This is a genomic window from Pseudomonas sp. M5A4_2d (assembly GCF_053345295.1).
This window is the reverse complement of sequence record NZ_JBKEZW010000004.1, coordinates 149,295-163,642: the sequence shown is the minus strand read 5'-3', so window position 1 is coordinate 163,642 and position 14,348 is coordinate 149,295. Positions and strand designations below refer to the sequence as shown.

The 14,348-nt window shown below is 60.8% G+C and carries 14 protein-coding genes; 7 read left to right on the top strand and 7 right to left on the bottom strand.

All coding sequences use genetic code 11. The features are described 5' to 3' along the window. Positions 1-9: 9 nt before the first annotated feature. Positions 10-621: a LemA family protein gene (locus tag ACLBW8_RS13795; RefSeq protein ID WP_064451253.1), complete on the bottom strand. Its 612-nt coding sequence runs from the start codon at positions 619-621 to the stop codon at positions 10-12. A gap of 241 nt (positions 622-862) precedes the next feature. On the opposite strand from ACLBW8_RS13795, the gene bglX reads away from it, so the two are divergent. Continuing rightward, the gene (gene bglX / locus ACLBW8_RS13790) at positions 863-3,154 is read left to right on the top strand and encodes a beta-glucosidase BglX (protein WP_447805576.1); all 2,292 of its coding nucleotides are present in this window, start codon (positions 863-865) and stop codon (positions 3,152-3,154) included. A gap of 114 nt (positions 3,155-3,268) precedes the next feature. Here bglX and ACLBW8_RS13785 read toward each other — a convergent pair whose 3' ends face one another. The 4 genes from ACLBW8_RS13785 to ACLBW8_RS13770 all read right to left on the bottom strand — a co-directional run bounded on the left by ACLBW8_RS13785 (position 3,269) and on the right by ACLBW8_RS13770 (position 6,574). After that, positions 3,269-4,426, bottom strand: coding sequence for a phospholipase D-like domain-containing protein (locus tag ACLBW8_RS13785; protein WP_432750531.1), 1,158 nt, complete (start codon positions 4,424-4,426; stop codon positions 3,269-3,271). A 1-nt stretch (position 4,427) separates the two neighbouring features. Then, entirely contained in the window at positions 4,428-5,009 is a 582-nt protein-coding gene (locus ACLBW8_RS13780) for a YceI family protein (protein ID WP_064451250.1), read from the bottom strand. Positions 5,010-5,180: 171 nt separating this feature from the next. Next, complete coding sequence (locus ACLBW8_RS13775) at positions 5,181-5,495, bottom strand: amidase (RefSeq protein WP_447805575.1); 315 nt, start codon at positions 5,493-5,495, stop codon at positions 5,181-5,183. Continuing rightward, positions 5,492-6,574, bottom strand: a complete 1,083-nt coding sequence (locus tag ACLBW8_RS13770; protein ID WP_447805661.1) for a serine hydrolase domain-containing protein — start codon at positions 6,572-6,574, stop codon at positions 5,492-5,494. Before ACLBW8_RS13770 ends, ACLBW8_RS13775 begins: the two co-directional genes overlap by 4 nt. 335 nt (positions 6,575-6,909) lie before the next feature. On the opposite strand from ACLBW8_RS13770, the gene olsB reads away from it, so the two are divergent. Both olsB and ACLBW8_RS13760 read left to right on the top strand, forming a co-directional pair. Further along, positions 6,910-7,665 (top strand): L-ornithine N(alpha)-acyltransferase, encoded by a 756-nt coding sequence (olsB, locus tag ACLBW8_RS13765; protein ID WP_064451247.1) that lies wholly within the window; start codon positions 6,910-6,912, stop codon positions 7,663-7,665. After that, positions 7,665-8,456, top strand: coding sequence for a lysophospholipid acyltransferase family protein (locus tag ACLBW8_RS13760; RefSeq protein ID WP_221294161.1), 792 nt, complete (start codon positions 7,665-7,667; stop codon positions 8,454-8,456). Before olsB ends, ACLBW8_RS13760 begins: the two co-directional genes overlap by 1 nt. Before the next feature lie 109 nt (positions 8,457-8,565). Here the strand turns inward: ACLBW8_RS13760 and ACLBW8_RS13755 are convergent, their stop codons facing one another. Continuing rightward, entirely contained in the window at positions 8,566-9,150 is a 585-nt protein-coding gene (locus ACLBW8_RS13755) for an acyl carrier protein phosphodiesterase (RefSeq protein ID WP_447805574.1), read from the bottom strand. A 154-nt stretch (positions 9,151-9,304) separates the two neighbouring features. On the opposite strand from ACLBW8_RS13755, the gene ACLBW8_RS13750 reads away from it, so the two are divergent. Genes ACLBW8_RS13750 through ACLBW8_RS13740 form a run of 3 tightly spaced genes read left to right on the top strand, consistent with a single transcriptional unit; the run spans position 9,305 to position 11,899 of the window. After that, entirely contained in the window at positions 9,305-9,631 is a 327-nt protein-coding gene (locus ACLBW8_RS13750; protein ID WP_053254831.1) for an ArsR/SmtB family transcription factor, read from the top strand. A 14-nt stretch (positions 9,632-9,645) separates the two neighbouring features. Continuing rightward, positions 9,646-10,812, top strand: coding sequence for an MFS transporter (locus tag ACLBW8_RS13745; protein ID WP_407016511.1), 1,167 nt, complete (start codon positions 9,646-9,648; stop codon positions 10,810-10,812). Between the two features lie 31 nt (positions 10,813-10,843). Further along, positions 10,844-11,899, top strand: coding sequence for an alkene reductase (locus tag ACLBW8_RS13740; protein ID WP_447805573.1), 1,056 nt, complete (start codon positions 10,844-10,846; stop codon positions 11,897-11,899). 375 nt (positions 11,900-12,274) lie between these two features. On the opposite strand, the gene ACLBW8_RS13735 is transcribed toward ACLBW8_RS13740, so the two are convergent. Then, entirely contained in the window at positions 12,275-12,907 is a 633-nt protein-coding gene (locus tag ACLBW8_RS13735; RefSeq protein WP_064451242.1) for a TetR family transcriptional regulator, read from the bottom strand. 286 nt (positions 12,908-13,193) lie between these two features. Between ACLBW8_RS13735 and ACLBW8_RS13730 the strand changes: the two genes are divergently transcribed. Next, positions 13,194-14,348 (top strand): efflux RND transporter periplasmic adaptor subunit, encoded by a 1,155-nt coding sequence (locus tag ACLBW8_RS13730; protein ID WP_064451241.1) that lies wholly within the window; start codon positions 13,194-13,196, stop codon positions 14,346-14,348.

Sequence of the window (14,348 nt, the reverse complement as noted above, 5' to 3'; positions counted from 1 at the left end):
AGAGAAGCCTTATTTGAACTTCACTTGCGGCGCTTTATCAGCGTCGGCACTGGTGGCTTCAAACGTGGCGCGGATCGGCAAGTCGCTGTACATCACGCTGTGCCACAGGCGACCCGGGAAGGTGCGGATCTCGGTGTTGTAAGCCTGCACTGCCTGGATGAAGTCGCGACGGGCCACGGCAATACGGTTTTCCGTGCCTTCAAGCTGGGATTGCAGCGCCAGGAAGTTCTGGTTGGCCTTCAGGTCCGGGTAACGCTCGGACACCACCATCAAACGGCTGAGGGCACCGCTCAGGCCATCCTGGGCTTGCTGGAATTGCTTGAGTTTTTCCGGGTTGTCGAGGGTACTGGCGTCCACCTGGATCGAGGTGGCCTTGGCCCGCGCCTCAATCACGGCGGTGAGGGTGTCTTGTTCATGGGCGGCGTAGCCCTTGACCACTTCCACCAGGTTGGGGATCAGGTCAGCACGGCGTTGGTATTGGTTCTGCACCTGGCCCCAGGCGGCTTTGGCCTGTTCATCCAGGGTCGGAATCGTATTGATGCCACAACCGCTCAGCACGCTGCTGATCAGTAGCAGAGCCGCGGCCTTGAAGCCCCAGCGGTAATGTTGTGCTACTTGCATGGTGTCTCTCCTGCCCAAACTTGATGGAATTTGACGACTCACCCTATAAACCGCGCGCTTGGGGCATAATCCGCCACCACCACTGGAATGCATTGAGCCAATCAGCTAAAAGATGCCCAGCGCGATGTAGAGTTCAGAAGTGTGCGGTATTTATCTGAACAACACCCGAACAACAATAGACGCTCCCCACATTTTGGCCGATCAGCGTAATCGCTGCGCAGTGAGCCGAAAAAGGATATTCATGAAGAAGCTGTGTTTGCTCGGCCTTGTTGCCACTCTGGCCACTCACCCCGTATGGGCAGAAACAAAGCCTGCTGCGCTTAAAGACAAGGACGCCTTCGTCAGCGACCTGCTCAAGCAGATGACCCTGGATGAAAAGATCGGCCAATTGCGCCTGATCAGCATCGGCCCTGAAATGCCCCGCGAGCTGATCCGCAAGGAAATTGCCGCCGGCCGTATCGGTGGCACCTTCAACTCGATCACCCGCCCGGAAAACCGTCCGATGCAGGACGCGGCCATGCGCAGCCGGTTGAAGATCCCGATGTTCTTCGCCTATGACGTGATCCACGGCCACCGCACGATTTTCCCGATCAGCCTGGCCCTGGCCTCCAGCTGGGACATGGACGCCATCGGCCGCTCCGGGCGTATCGCCGCCCAGGAAGCCGCCGCCGACAGCCTCGACATCACCTTTGCGCCGATGGTCGATATCTCCCGCGACCCACGCTGGGGCCGCACGTCCGAAGGCTTCGGCGAAGACACGTGTCTGGTCTCGCGCATTGCCGAAGTGATGGTCAAGGCCTTCCAGGGCACCAGCCCCGCCAATGCCGACAGCATCATGGCCAGCGTCAAGCACTTCGCCCTGTACGGCGCGGTGGAAGGCGGTCGCGACTACAACGTGGTCGACATGAGCCCGGTCAAGATGTACCAGGACTACCTGCCGCCGTACCACGCGGCGATCAAGGCCGGTTCCGGCGGCGTGATGGTGGCATTGAACTCGATCAACGGTGTACCCGCCACGGCCAACACCTGGCTGATGAACGACCTGCTGCGCAAAGACTGGGGCTTCAAAGGCCTGGCCGTGAGTGACCACGGCGCGATCTTCGAGCTGATCAAGCACGGCGTGGCCAAGGACGGGCGTGAAGCCGCCAAGCTGGCGATCAAGGCCGGCATCGACATGAGCATGAACGACTCGCTGTACGGCAAGGAATTACCCGGCCTGCTCAAGTCCGGCGAGATCGAGCAAAGCGACATCGACAATGCCGTGCGTGAAGTGCTCGGCGCCAAGTACGACATGGGCCTGTTCAAAGACCCGTACCTGCGTATCGGCAAGGCCGAGGATGACCCGGCCGACACCTATGCCGACAGCCGCCTGCACCGCAGCGATGCCCGCGATATCGCGCGCCGCAGCCTGGTCTTGCTGAAAAACCAGAACAACACTTTGCCGCTGAAAAAGTCCGCAACCATCGCCCTGGTTGGGCCATTGGCCAAGGCACCGATCGACATGATGGGCAGTTGGGCGGCTGCCGGTAAGCCTGAACAATCGGTGACCCTGCTGGACGGCATGAACGCCGTGATCGGCGAGAAAGGCAAAGTGATCTATGCCCGTGGCGCCAACATCACTAACGACAAGGCGGTGGTCGACTACCTCAACTTCCTCAACTTCGATGCGCCGGAAGTGGTGGATGACACGCGCTCTTCGCAAGTGATGATCGACGAAGCGGTGAAAGCCGCGAAGGACGCTGACGTGGTCGTGGCTGCCGTGGGTGAATCCCGTGGCATGTCCCACGAATCCTCGAGCCGTACCGACCTGAACATCCCACAAAGCCAACGCGACCTGATCAAGGCCCTTAAGGCCACCGGCAAGCCTTTGGTGTTGGTATTGATGAACGGTCGCCCACTGTCGATTCTCGATGAGAACAAGCAGGCTGACGCGATCCTGGAAACCTGGTTCGCCGGCACCGAAGGCGGCAACGCCATCGCCGACGTGCTGTTCGGCGACTACAACCCGTCAGGCAAGCTGCCGATCACCTTCCCACGCTCGGTGGGGCAGATTCCGACCTACTACAACCACCTGAGCATCGGCCGGCCGTTCACCCCAGGCAAGCCGGGTAACTACACCTCGCAGTATTTCGATGACGTCACCGGCCCCCTGTTCCCGTTTGGTTATGGCCTGAGCTACACCACGTTCAGCTTGTCGGACATGGCGCTGTCGTCCACCACGTTGAATAAAACCGGCAAGCTCGACGCCAGCGTCACGCTGAAAAACACCGGCAAGGTAGACGGCGAAACCGTGGTGCAGTTGTATATCCAGGACGTGGCCGGCTCGATGATCCGCCCGATCAAAGAGCTGAAGAACTTCCAGAAAGTCATGCTCAAAGCCGGTGAAGAACGCACGTTGCACTTCACCATCACCGAGGAAGACTTGAAGTTCTACAACACCCAGCTCAAGTTCGCCGCAGAACCGGGCGAGTTCAATGTACAGATCGGGTTGGACTCCCAGGATGTGCAGCAGCAGACATTCGAGCTGCTCTGATCTAAAACTGTAAATGCGGTCAGTGTGGGAGCTGGCTTGCCTGCGATAGCGGTGGAACATTCACCATCGCTATCGCAGGCAAGCCAACTCCCACATTTGACTTCAGTGGCTGACTTACCCCCGCCGATCCAACAGATTCACCACCAACCGATCAATCCACCCCCACACCCGCTGCTTCACGCGCCGCCACAGCGGCCGCGCCTTCCACGCCTCCAGACTCACTGCCTGGCTCTGGGCAAAATCGCGCTCGAAACTGCCCGCCACGGCCAGCGTCAACTCAGGGTCCAATGCCTCCAGGTTGGCTTCCAGATTGAAGCGCAAATTCCAATGGTCGAAATTGCACGAGCCGATGCTCACCCAATCATCTACCAGCACCATTTTGAGGTGCAGAAAGCACGGCTGGTATTCAAAGATCTGCACACCCGCACGCAGCAAACGCGGGTAATAACGATGCCCGGCGTAACGTACGGAGGGGTGATCGGTGCGTGGGCCGGTGAGCAGCAAACGCACATCCACGCCGCGTCCGGCCGCACGGCGCAAGGCACGGCGCACGCTCCAGGTCGGCAAAAAATACGGCGTCGCCAGCCAGATGCGTTGCTGGCTACTGTTCAATGCGCGAATCAGCGACTGCAAAATATCGCGGTGCTGGCGGGCGTCGGCATAGGCCACGCGGCCAAGACCCGGCCCGGCCGCAGGCACCTTGGGCAGGCGCGGCAAACCAAAATGGGTAGAGGGCTTCCACGCGCGGCGCGCCACATTGGCATGCCATTGGCGTTCGAACAGTGCTTGCCAGTCCAGCACCAGTGGGCCGCTGATTTGCACCATCACCTCATGCCACTCGGCGGTGTCCTGCCCCGGCGTCCAGAACTCATCCGTGACGCCCGTCCCCCCCACCAGCGCGATGCTCTGGTCGATCAGCAACAGTTTGCGATGGTCGCGGTACAGGTTTCGCACCCACCGCCGCCAGCTCAAGCGATTGTAAAACCGCAGCTCCACGCCCGCATCGGTCAGGCGTTTGCGCAGCCCCAGCGTAAACGCCAAACTGCCGTAATCATCAAACAGGCAACGCACGAGCACGCCGCGTTCGGCGGCCAGCACCAACGCCTGCACCATGGCTTCGGCGCATGCGCCGGCTTCCACCAGGTACAACTCCAGCTCGACTTGCTGCTCGGCGCGGGCAATGCCCACCAGCATCTGCGGAAAGAAACTCGGCCCGTCGACCAGCAACTCGAACCGGTTGGCGCTGCGCCACGGAAACACTGCGCCGCTCATCTCAGCGCGCCGTAAAGATCAGTACCGCACCCACCGGCACCGACAAACTGATCGACTTAAGCCCCGCCGCCTTACGCAACGCCGCCACGCCCGGCGCCAGCTCGAAATCCTCGGCATGCAACACCACCGGCTCCAGGGTCACCACCTGGAAACGGCGGTCATCCAGGCGGGTGGCCAACAACTCGGCACTGTAGGTTTGGGTCTTGCCACGCAGGGTGACGCTCAGCGGCAGGCGCAATTCCACCTGCGCGCCGGGGGCCAGGTCATTGATGGGTTGCAGGTTGATCTGCGCACGAATCAACGCTTCGGGGAAGGTCTTGATCTGGAACAGTTCATTGCGCATGCGCTCATCGCGCAGCGGGATGCCACTGTTGATCGACTCCAGCTCCACTTCCAATTGCGCTGCGCCCTGGCTGTCGACTTTGCCGTGCAACACCAGGAAGCGATGCACTTCAGCGATTTCAGTATTTTTGGTGGTGACAAACGACAGCCGCGAGGACTCGTTATCCAGGTACCAATCGGCGTGGGCAGGCAGGGCTGCACAGGTCAGCAGCGTGAAAGCCAGAGGTTTGGCATTGAACATAAAGACTCATGGGGAAAAAAACCTGGACGAACCTTAAGCGCAATATCACAAACGGTGCAAATCCAATGTGGGCGCTGGCTTGCCTGCGATAGCGGTAGGTCAGTCAACATCACGTTTGTCCGTGCCGCCGTCATCGCAGGCAAGCCAGCTCCCACAGGAGATTTGGGTGTTTCAGGGGGTCAGGCGACAACCCTGGCGCTCACCCAGCCACCTTGCCGTGTGCGTGCGCCCCAACCCACTCGCCGTTACTTCACTGCGTTCCGGCGTGTCGATGAAGCGGCTGACGGGCACGTACTGCTTCACATACCCCAGGCAATAAGCAGCCGGATTGTTCTCCACATACCGGCACGAGCAGTACTCCTTGGCCGTGTACGCCGCGATGATGTCGGGGAAGGCTTGCAGGTTGACGCGCTCGTGCCAGATCCAACCCAGCAGGGCGATTAACAGCAGCAGGAAAACGCTGATAAACGGGTGACGGCGGATCATGGTTGCACCGCCGCAAGCACGCGTTTGAGCAGTTCGTTATGGCGGTAGCTGCCGTCGCGGTCATCGCCGTAGCGCACGATCACCAAATGTTCATCCGGCATCACAAACAACGCCTGGCCCCAGTGGCCCAGGGCGGCGAAAGTGTCGGCGGGGGCGTCGGGCCACGGTCGGGCGGCGCCCTGCACTTCGCGGTTGAGCCACCATTGGCCGCCGGGCACGGCTTCGTCCTGGCCGGCTTTGTATTTGTCGAAGGGTTGGCGGTTGAAGGCGACCCACTCTTTAGGCAGCAATTGCTGCTCACCCCAACGGCCGTCGCGCGCCATCAGCAGGCCGACGCGTGCCAGGTCGCGGGCGGTGAGGTAGGCGTAGGACGAAGCGACGAAGGTCTCGTCGGCATCGGTTTCCCAGGTAGCGTTGTGAATGCCCAGCGGCTTGAACAGCGCCTCCCACGGGTAATTCACATAGGCCTTGTGGCCGAGCATGCCTTTGAGGGCGGCGGACAAGATATTGCTGTCGCCGCTGGAATAACGGAAGGCCTGGCCCGGTGCGGCGGCGGCCTCGGTATCGGCGGCGAACTCGGCCATGTCGGCGCGGCCACGGGTGTAGAGCATCGCCACCACCGAGGATTTCAGCGGCGCGTATTCATAGTCTTCCTGCCAGGCCAGGCCCGAGGCCCAGTGCAGCAGGTCGGCCAGGGTGACCTTGGGGTGTTGTTTCATCGGCGGGTAGAAGCGCGCCGCCGGGTCGGTGAGTTTGAAGCGGTTTTCGCCGTAGGCCACGCCGAGCACGGTGGCCATCAGGCTTTTGCTGATCGACCAGGTCAGGTGCGGGGTGCCAGCGGTGGTGGGTGCGGCGTAGCGTTCGTAGATGATCACGCCATCGCGGATCACCAGCAGCGCGTCGGTGCGAATGCCTTGGCGGGTGGCGTCGTCACGGGTTGGAAAAGCGTAGGCATTGAGGGCTTCGACAGCGGGACCGTCGAGCGGTGTGCCCTTGGCCCAATCCTTGTCAGGCCAAGTTTCGGCGCGGGCGGTGACGGTGGCTAACAGCAGGGCAACGCACAACAGGCCTCGGACCATGGACACAAACTCAAGGGGGGCATTCAAGCCCGCGAGCCTAGCCTGGATGAGTGACAGTTTTGCTACGCGAGTCTTGAGTGGATGCATGTTAATTGTGGGAGGGGGCTTGCTCCCGATGGCAGTGGCTCAGTCAGCTTATCTGTAACTGATCCACCGTCATCGGGAGCAAGCCCCCTCCCACATTTGGATCGCGCTGCATCCGGTAGAAGGCGCCCTGCCGCGGCTGTCATCTAAGCGTCACTGGAACTTCATGGAGATGACACCGAGCCTACATAGCCTGAGTTTGGACAAACAAGTCGACCGGCCGGAACGTGGCTGGCACTCGGAGATTCGCCATGACTCAGATCGCCCGCATCAGCGACACCGGCAATGAACGCCGTCTGCAAGCCGAACGCCTGATTGGCGCGCAGGCATTGCAGGAAGCCCAGGCCCTGCGGTTCAACGTGTTCAGCGGCGAGTTCAACGCCAAGCTGAAAGGCGCGGAACTGGGTCTGGACATGGATGACTATGATGTTCACTGCAGCCACATTGGCGTGCGGGACTTGAACAGCGGTCGATTGGTGGCCACTACCCGTTTACTCGATCACCAGGCCGCCAGCACCCTGGGCCGGTTCTACAGCGAAGAAGAATTCAGCCTGCATGGTTTGCTGCACTTGCAAGGCCCGATCCTGGAGATCGGCCGCACCTGCGTCGACCCGGCCTATCGCAATGGCGGCACCATTGCCGTGTTGTGGGGCGAGTTGGCCGAGGTGTTAAATCAGGGCGGCTACAGCTACCTGATGGGCTGCGCGAGCATCCCGATGCACGACGGCGGCATCCAGGCCCATGCGATCATGCAGCGCCTGCGCGAACGCTACCTGTGCAACGAACACCTGCGCGCCGAGCCGAAAAGACCACTGCCAGCGCTGGACCTGCCGTCCAACGTCATCGCGGAAATGCCGCCGCTGCTCAAGGCCTATATGCGCCTGGGTGCGAAGATCTGCGGCGAGCCGTGCTGGGATGAAGATTTCCAGGTGGCCGACGTGTTCATCCTGCTCAAGCGCGATGAGTTGTGCCCGCGTTACGCGCGCCACTTCAAGGCGGCCATGTAATGGGCCGCCTGCGCGTGTACGGGCGCATCGCCCGGGTGCTGCTGGTGGTGGCGCTGGGCTTGAGCATGGCCAGTGTGTTTGGTGTGTTCGAGCGTTTGGGTGTGGCCAATTCGATGGTGCGGCGCCAGCGCTGGTCGCGGTTTTTTATGGCGCGGCTGACCAACGCCCTGCCCTTTCGCGTGACAGTGCACGGTGAACTGCCGACGCAGCCAATGCTGTGGGTGAGCAATCACGTGTCCTGGACCGATATTCCGTTGCTGGGCGCTGTGGCGCCGATGTCGTTTCTGTCCAAGGCCGAAGTGCGCACCTGGCCGGTGGCCGGCTGGTTGGCGGCCAAGGCCGGCAGCCTGTTTATCCGCCGGGGTTCGGGCGACAGCCAGTTGATCCGCAAGCAGATGACCCGTCATCTGGAGCAACAGCACCCGCTGCTGATGTTCCCGGAAGGCACCACCACCGACGGGCGCAGCCTGCGTACCTTTCACGGGCGCTTGCTGGCCAGTGCGATTGACGCGGACGTGTCGCTGCAACCGGTGGCAATTCGTTACCTGCGCGACGGGCAAGTAGACGCGCTGGCACCGTTTATTGGCGATGACGATTTGCTCTCGCACCTGATGCGCCTGTTTGGCAATGACCAGGGAGACGTGGAAATCCATGTGCTCACGCCGATTGCCTGCGCCGGGCAGGAACGCGCAGCGCTGGCGTTCCAGGCACAGCAGGCGGTGCAGAAGGCGTTGTTCGGGCCGTTGCCGGAAACTGAGCAGGTGGCGGTGCGACCGGCGTTTGCTGCCTAAAGCGGGCACGGTCAAAAAATGTGGGAGCGGGCTTGCTCGCGAATGCAGTCTGTCAGCAACAAATAGGCTGACTGATACACCGCATTCGCGAGCAAGCCCGCTCCCACATTTAGATCCCACTAATCAGATGGGCTTGTGCGAATTTCTGCAATTCAGGGTAGAACACCCGGAAGTCTTCGCTCAACGGCTCATACAAAACCCGCAACTCCTGCATCGCATGGCCCAATTCCTGAGGCTGCGTCAGGCGCCGCGAGATCCCACGCAACACCTGCTCCATCACCGCGAACTCACGGTACGAGCCCAGCCAATCATCCGCTGCCATATACGGCGCAATCTGCGCCAGCCGCCCCGGCAACTGGGGTTCGGCGGCCAGTACGCGATACACCTGCGACGTGAAGTGCTCCAGCGGCTGGTCGGCATACAGCGCCCAATCCCGCGCCAGGCAATGGTCGAAAAACACATCGAGGACGATCCCGGCATAGCGCTTGCGGGTCAGGCTGAAGCGTGACAACGCCGCCCCTACCAACGGGTGGCTGTCGGTGAAACGGTCGATCGAGCGATGCAACTGAATCGCCGACTCGATTTGCGGGCTGAACTGCCCCTGCAGGCGGCCTTTGACGAAATCACCATAGAGGCTGCCCAGCAGTTGCGCAGGAAGTTGGCCGCCCAGGTGCAGATGTGCGAGATAATTCATGGCGCGCAGTTTAGCACTGCCGTCAACGTATCGTTATAACCCGATATATCGATTTGGCCTGGCCTAAGACCAAAATCATATTGGTATATCGGGATATACCGATTTAAAGTTCGCCTCATCGCGATATAACGCTTTACGAAACCGAGCACCCGCCATGTCCATCGACCTCGACGAAATAATAAAAGCACTGGCACACCCAGTACGACGAGACATTCTCACCTGGCTCAAAGACCCGAAAGTGCAGTTCCCAGAGCAATTGCACAACCACGAATACGGCATCTGCGCCGGGCAGATCGACCAGCGCTGCGGCTTGTCCCAGTCGACCGTGTCGGCCCACCTGGCCACCCTGCAACGGGCCGGGTTGATCAGCAGCCAGAAGGCCGGACAGTGGCACTTTTTCAAGCGTAATGAGGAAGTGATCCAAGCGTTCCTCGCGGCGCTCACGACTGAACTCAGCGCTGAAATCATCGAACCGCTGTAACCAAGGAAACGATAATGCCCCTCTCGCTACTCATACTGGCCCTGAGCGCCTTCGCCATCGGCACCACCGAGTTCGTCATCATGGGCTTGCTGCCCGATGTGGCGGCGGACCTGGGTGTGTCGATTCCCGGCGCCGGCTGGCTGGTCACTGGCTACGCATTGGGCGTGGCCATCGGCGCGCCCTTCATGGCACTGGCCACCGCCAGGCTGCCACGCAAGGCCGCCCTCGTAGCGTTGATGGGCATCTTTATTGTCGGCAACCTGCTCTGTGCTTTGGCCAGTGACTACAACGTGCTGATGGTTGCCCGTGTGGTCACCGCGTTGTGCCACGGCGCCTTCTTTGGTATCGGTTCGGTGGTCGCCGCCAACCTGGTGCCGGCCAACAAGCGTGCTTCCGCTGTAGCCTTGATGTTCACCGGCCTGACCCTGGCCAACGTACTCGGCGTGCCGCTGGGTACCGCGCTGGGCCAGGAAGCCGGCTGGCGCTCGACCTTCTGGGCAGTGACCGTCATTGGGGTGGTGGCGCTGATCGGCCTGATTCGCTTCCTGCCGGCCAAGCGCGACGAAGAAAAACTCGACATGCGCGCCGAACTGGCCGCCCTCAAGGGCGCCGGCATCTGGTTGTCGCTGACCATGACCGCGCTGTTCGCCGCCTCCATGTTCACCCTCTTCACCTATGTCGCGCCGCTGCTCGGCGACGTCACCGGCGTGTCGCCCAAAGGCGTGACCTGGACCCTGCTGCTGATCGGCCTGGGCCTCACCGTGGGCAACATCATCGGCGGCAAGCTGGCGGACAAGCGCCTGGCGGCCACCCTGATCGGCGTGTTCATCAGCATGGCGGTGGTCTCCACGGTGTTGACCTGGACCAGCGTCGCAGTGATCCCGACTGAAATCACCCTGTTCCTGTGGGCCGCCGCCTCGTTCGCCGCCGTACCGGCGCTGCAAATCAACGTGGTGACCTTCGGCAAGGCGGCACCGAACCTGGTGTCCACCCTGAACATCGGCGCCTTCAACATCGGCAACGCCCTGGGCGCCTGGGTTGGCGGCAGTGTGATTGCCCACGGTTTCGGCCTGACCAGCGTGCCTCTGGCCGCTGCGGCCCTGGCGATTCTTGCCCTGCTGGTGACCCTGATTACTTTCCGTCAGAGCGGCGATGCCGACCTGGCCCCTGCGACCAACTGATCAATCCACTTAAAGAGAAGGGTGTTATCCCATGACGACTATTTTCGATCCGATCAAACTGGGCGACCTGGAACTGTCGAACCGCATCATCATGGCACCGCTGACCCGCTGCCGCGCTGATGCCGGTCGCGTGCCCAACGCGCTGATGGCCGAGTATTACGTGCAACGCGCTTCCGCCGGGCTAATCCTCAGCGAAGCCACTTCCGTGACGCCGCTGGGCGTGGGCTACCCGGACACTCCGGGTATCTGGTCCAACGACCAGGTGCGCGGTTGGGCCAATGTGACCAAGGCCGTACACGGCGCAGGCGGCAAGATCGTCTTGCAACTGTGGCACGTTGGCCGGATCTCCCACGCGTCCTACCTGAACGGCGAAACCCCGGTGGCACCAAGCGCCATCCAGCCCAAAGGCCACGTGAGCCTGGTGCGTCCGCTGGCCGACTACCCAACGCCGCGCGCCCTGGAAACCGCTGAAATCGCCGACATCGTCGATGCTTACCGCGTCGGTGCTGAAAACGCCAAGGCCGCAGGCTTTGACGGCGTGGAAATCCACGGCGCCAACGGTTACCTGCTCGACCAGTTCCTGCAGAGCAGCACCAACAAACGTACCGACAACTACGGTGGTTCCCTGGAAAACCGTGCGCGCCTGCTGCTGGAAGTGACTGACGCCGCCATCGAAGTCTGGGGCGCCGGCCGTGTAGGTGTGCACCTGGCACCGCGCGCCGACTCCCATGACATGGGCGACGACAACCTGGCCGAAACCTTCACCTACGTCGCCAGCGAACTTGGCAAGCGTGGCATCGCGTTCATTTGCTCGCGTGAAAAAGAAGCCGGCGACAGCCTCGGCCCGCAACTGAAAAAAGCCTTCGGCGGCCCGTACATCGCCAACGAACGCTTCACCAAAGACAGCGCCAATGCCTGGCTGGCTTCCGGTAAGGCTGATGCGGTGGCGTTTGGCGTACCGTTCATTGCCAACCCGGACCTGCCGGCGCGCCTGAAGGCCGATGCGCCATTGAATGAAGCGCACCCGGAAACCTTCTACGCCAAGGGCCCGGTCGGTTACATCGACTACCCGACACTGGCGCTCTGATCGTCTGAAACGCAAAAAGCCCCGGTTCGCAGGAACCGGGGCTTTTTACTGCGCCCTGGAATACACCAGAGATCTGAGGTGGTAGCGGCTTGTGTGGGACCGGGCTTGCTCGCGAATGCGGTGGATCAGTTAGCACACCTGTAGCTGACAGACCGTATTCGTGAGCAAACCCGCTTACACATTTGGAATGCGCACCAGCGCTGGGAAACATTCCTTCACAGCCTTGCAACAATATCGCTACAAAATACTTAGGCGGCTACCTATCAACCGCCCGCCAGCCCGTATATAAAGTCACCCCACCAATCGCTCGAAGGGACGATCGACTGTGTCTCGTCTTTACTGTTGACACAACTGGACGTAATTACGCACTTTGTCTTAATTGCGCAGGCTGGGACTCAGGCGCAGCATGTCCAGCCCTGCATCAACCCAGCGTTCAGCCTGCTGATGCAGTTGAAAGCTATCGGGCACCAGCAGCCACTGGCCAATGATCCCGTTGATATAGGCATGCATGCACACCGCCCCACGGGTGGTGTCGAGATTTTCCGGAAGTTGCCCGCGATGGATCGCGTTACGCAAGGTCAGGCCGATACGTAGGTTGCATTCCAGGCTATGGGTCTGGCGCTGGCGACGCATGTCACACATTTCATCGGTGAACTCGCACTTATGAAACAAAATCTCGTTGATGCGCCGTGTTTTCGGGTCCAGAGCCACCTGATGAAACAAATGAATCAACAACTTGCGCATACAGCCAAGCGGGTCGACTTCATCCTCGCTCTCACTGGCCCGGGCCAACTCGTCCAACGGTTCGTGCAGCGTGTCGAGCAGTGCCTGCAGCAAATCGGACTTGTTACTGAAATGCCAATAGATAGCCCCGCGCGTCACCCCGGCCAACGCAGCGATGTCCGCCAGCGTAGTCCGCGCAACGCCCCGCTCATAAAAGGCTTGCTCGGCGGCTTGGAGAATTTGGCTGCGCGTTTCCTGAGCTTCCTCTTTGGTGCGACGAACCATGGCAGTAAAACCTCAATCAAAACACGTGGGACTATCGGTAACGCTGCTTTAATAGGCGGTAACGATCATCTGAATAATTGTGGGACGACACCGTCATGGGCGCCGAACGTACTAAAATCGAGGCTTTGGCGGTTGCTTTGTCAACAATCCGCGAAGCCTGTCAAGAGTTTACAAACAACCATGAACGTAAGTATATTGCGTAGCAAGCTACTTATCTACTCACAGCTTGTTTTTTACCCTTCCACACTTCTTGTGCGCATTCTGCGCGCCTGACCCGAGGATCTTCATGCAACTTAAGCCAGCTGTTACCGCTCTGGTCACTGCCGTCGCCCTGGCATCGCTGCTCAGCGGATGTAAAAAGGAAGAAGCGGCTCCGCCCGCTCAAACCCCTCAGGTCGGCGTGGTCACCATTCAACCGCAAGCCTTTACCCTGACCACCGAGCTGCCGGGCCGCACCACGGCCTACCGCATCGCGGAGGTTCGTCCTCAGGTCAATGGCATCATTCTCAAGCGCCTGTTCAAGGAAGGTGGCGACGTGAAGGAAGGGCAACAGCTCTACCAGATCGACCCGTCGGTGTATGAAGCCACCCTGAAAAGCGCACAAGCGAGCCTGACCCAAACCAAGTCGATCACCGACCGCTACAAGCAGTTGGTCGATGAGCAAGCCGTCAGCCGTCAGGAATACGACACGGCCGTTGCCAACCGCATGACGTCGGAAGCCAACGTGCAAACCGCCCAGATCAACGTGCGCTACACCAAAGTGTTCGCGCCGATCTCCGGGCGTATTGGCCGTTCTTCGGTCACCGAAGGCGCACTGGTGAGCAATGGCCAGGCCGATGCCATGGCCGTGATCCAGCAACTGGACCCGATCTACGTCGACGTCACGCAGTCCTCGGCAGAAATGCTCAAACTGCGCCGCGATCTGGCAAGCGGTCAGCTGGAAAAAGCCGGCGAAAACGCTGCCAAGGTCAAGCTGACCCTGGAAGACGGCACCGCCTACGGCCAGGACGGCAAGCTGGAGTTCTCCGAAGTGTCGGTCGACCAGACCACCGGTTCCGTGACCCTGCGCGCCGTGTTCCCGAACCCTGAACACACCCTGCTGCCGGGCATGTTCGTCCACGCCCAGCTGCAAGCCGGCGTGAACAGCAAGGCTATCCTGGCACCGCAGCAAGGCGTGACCCGCGACCTGAAGGGCACTCCAACGGCGCTGATCGTCAACGCCGACAACAAGGTCGAGCAGCGTGAGCTGGTGGCCAACCGTACGTACGGTGCCTACTGGCTGGTGGAAAAAGGCTTGAACGCCGGTGACCGTGTGATCACAGAAGGCTTGCAGTACGTCAAGCCGGGCGTCGAGGTCAAGGTCAAGCCGGCCGACAACGCTAAGCCTGCTGACGCCGGCAGTGCTGCTGCTCCTGCTGCCGCTGCTGGCAAAGGGGAGTAA

Coding starts and splice junctions, on each gene's coding strand:
- ACLBW8_RS13730 (WP_064451241.1), top strand. CDS start 13,194: ATGCAACTTAAGCCAGCTGTTACCGCTCTGGTCACTGCCGTCGCCCTG.
- ACLBW8_RS13750 (WP_053254831.1), top strand. CDS start 9,305: ATGTCCATCGACCTCGACGAAATAATAAAAGCACTGGCACACCCAGTA.
- ACLBW8_RS13755 (WP_447805574.1), bottom strand. CDS start 9,150: ATGAATTATCTCGCACATCTGCACCTGGGCGGCCAACTTCCTGCGCAA.
- ACLBW8_RS13740 (WP_447805573.1), top strand. CDS start 10,844: ATGACGACTATTTTCGATCCGATCAAACTGGGCGACCTGGAACTGTCG.
- olsB (WP_064451247.1), top strand. CDS start 6,910: ATGACTCAGATCGCCCGCATCAGCGACACCGGCAATGAACGCCGTCTG.
- ACLBW8_RS13735 (WP_064451242.1), bottom strand. CDS start 12,907: ATGGTTCGTCGCACCAAAGAGGAAGCTCAGGAAACGCGCAGCCAAATT.
- ACLBW8_RS13760 (WP_221294161.1), top strand. CDS start 7,665: ATGGGCCGCCTGCGCGTGTACGGGCGCATCGCCCGGGTGCTGCTGGTG.
- ACLBW8_RS13795 (WP_064451253.1), bottom strand. CDS start 621: ATGCAAGTAGCACAACATTACCGCTGGGGCTTCAAGGCCGCGGCTCTG.
- ACLBW8_RS13770 (WP_447805661.1), bottom strand. CDS start 6,574: ATGGTCCGAGGCCTGTTGTGCGTTGCCCTGCTGTTAGCCACCGTCACC.
- ACLBW8_RS13780 (WP_064451250.1), bottom strand. CDS start 5,009: ATGTTCAATGCCAAACCTCTGGCTTTCACGCTGCTGACCTGTGCAGCC.
- ACLBW8_RS13745 (WP_407016511.1), top strand. CDS start 9,646: ATGCCCCTCTCGCTACTCATACTGGCCCTGAGCGCCTTCGCCATCGGC.
- ACLBW8_RS13775 (WP_447805575.1), bottom strand. CDS start 5,495: ATGATCCGCCGTCACCCGTTTATCAGCGTTTTCCTGCTGCTGTTAATC.
- ACLBW8_RS13785 (WP_432750531.1), bottom strand. CDS start 4,426: ATGAGCGGCGCAGTGTTTCCGTGGCGCAGCGCCAACCGGTTCGAGTTG.
- bglX (WP_447805576.1), top strand. CDS start 863: ATGAAGAAGCTGTGTTTGCTCGGCCTTGTTGCCACTCTGGCCACTCAC.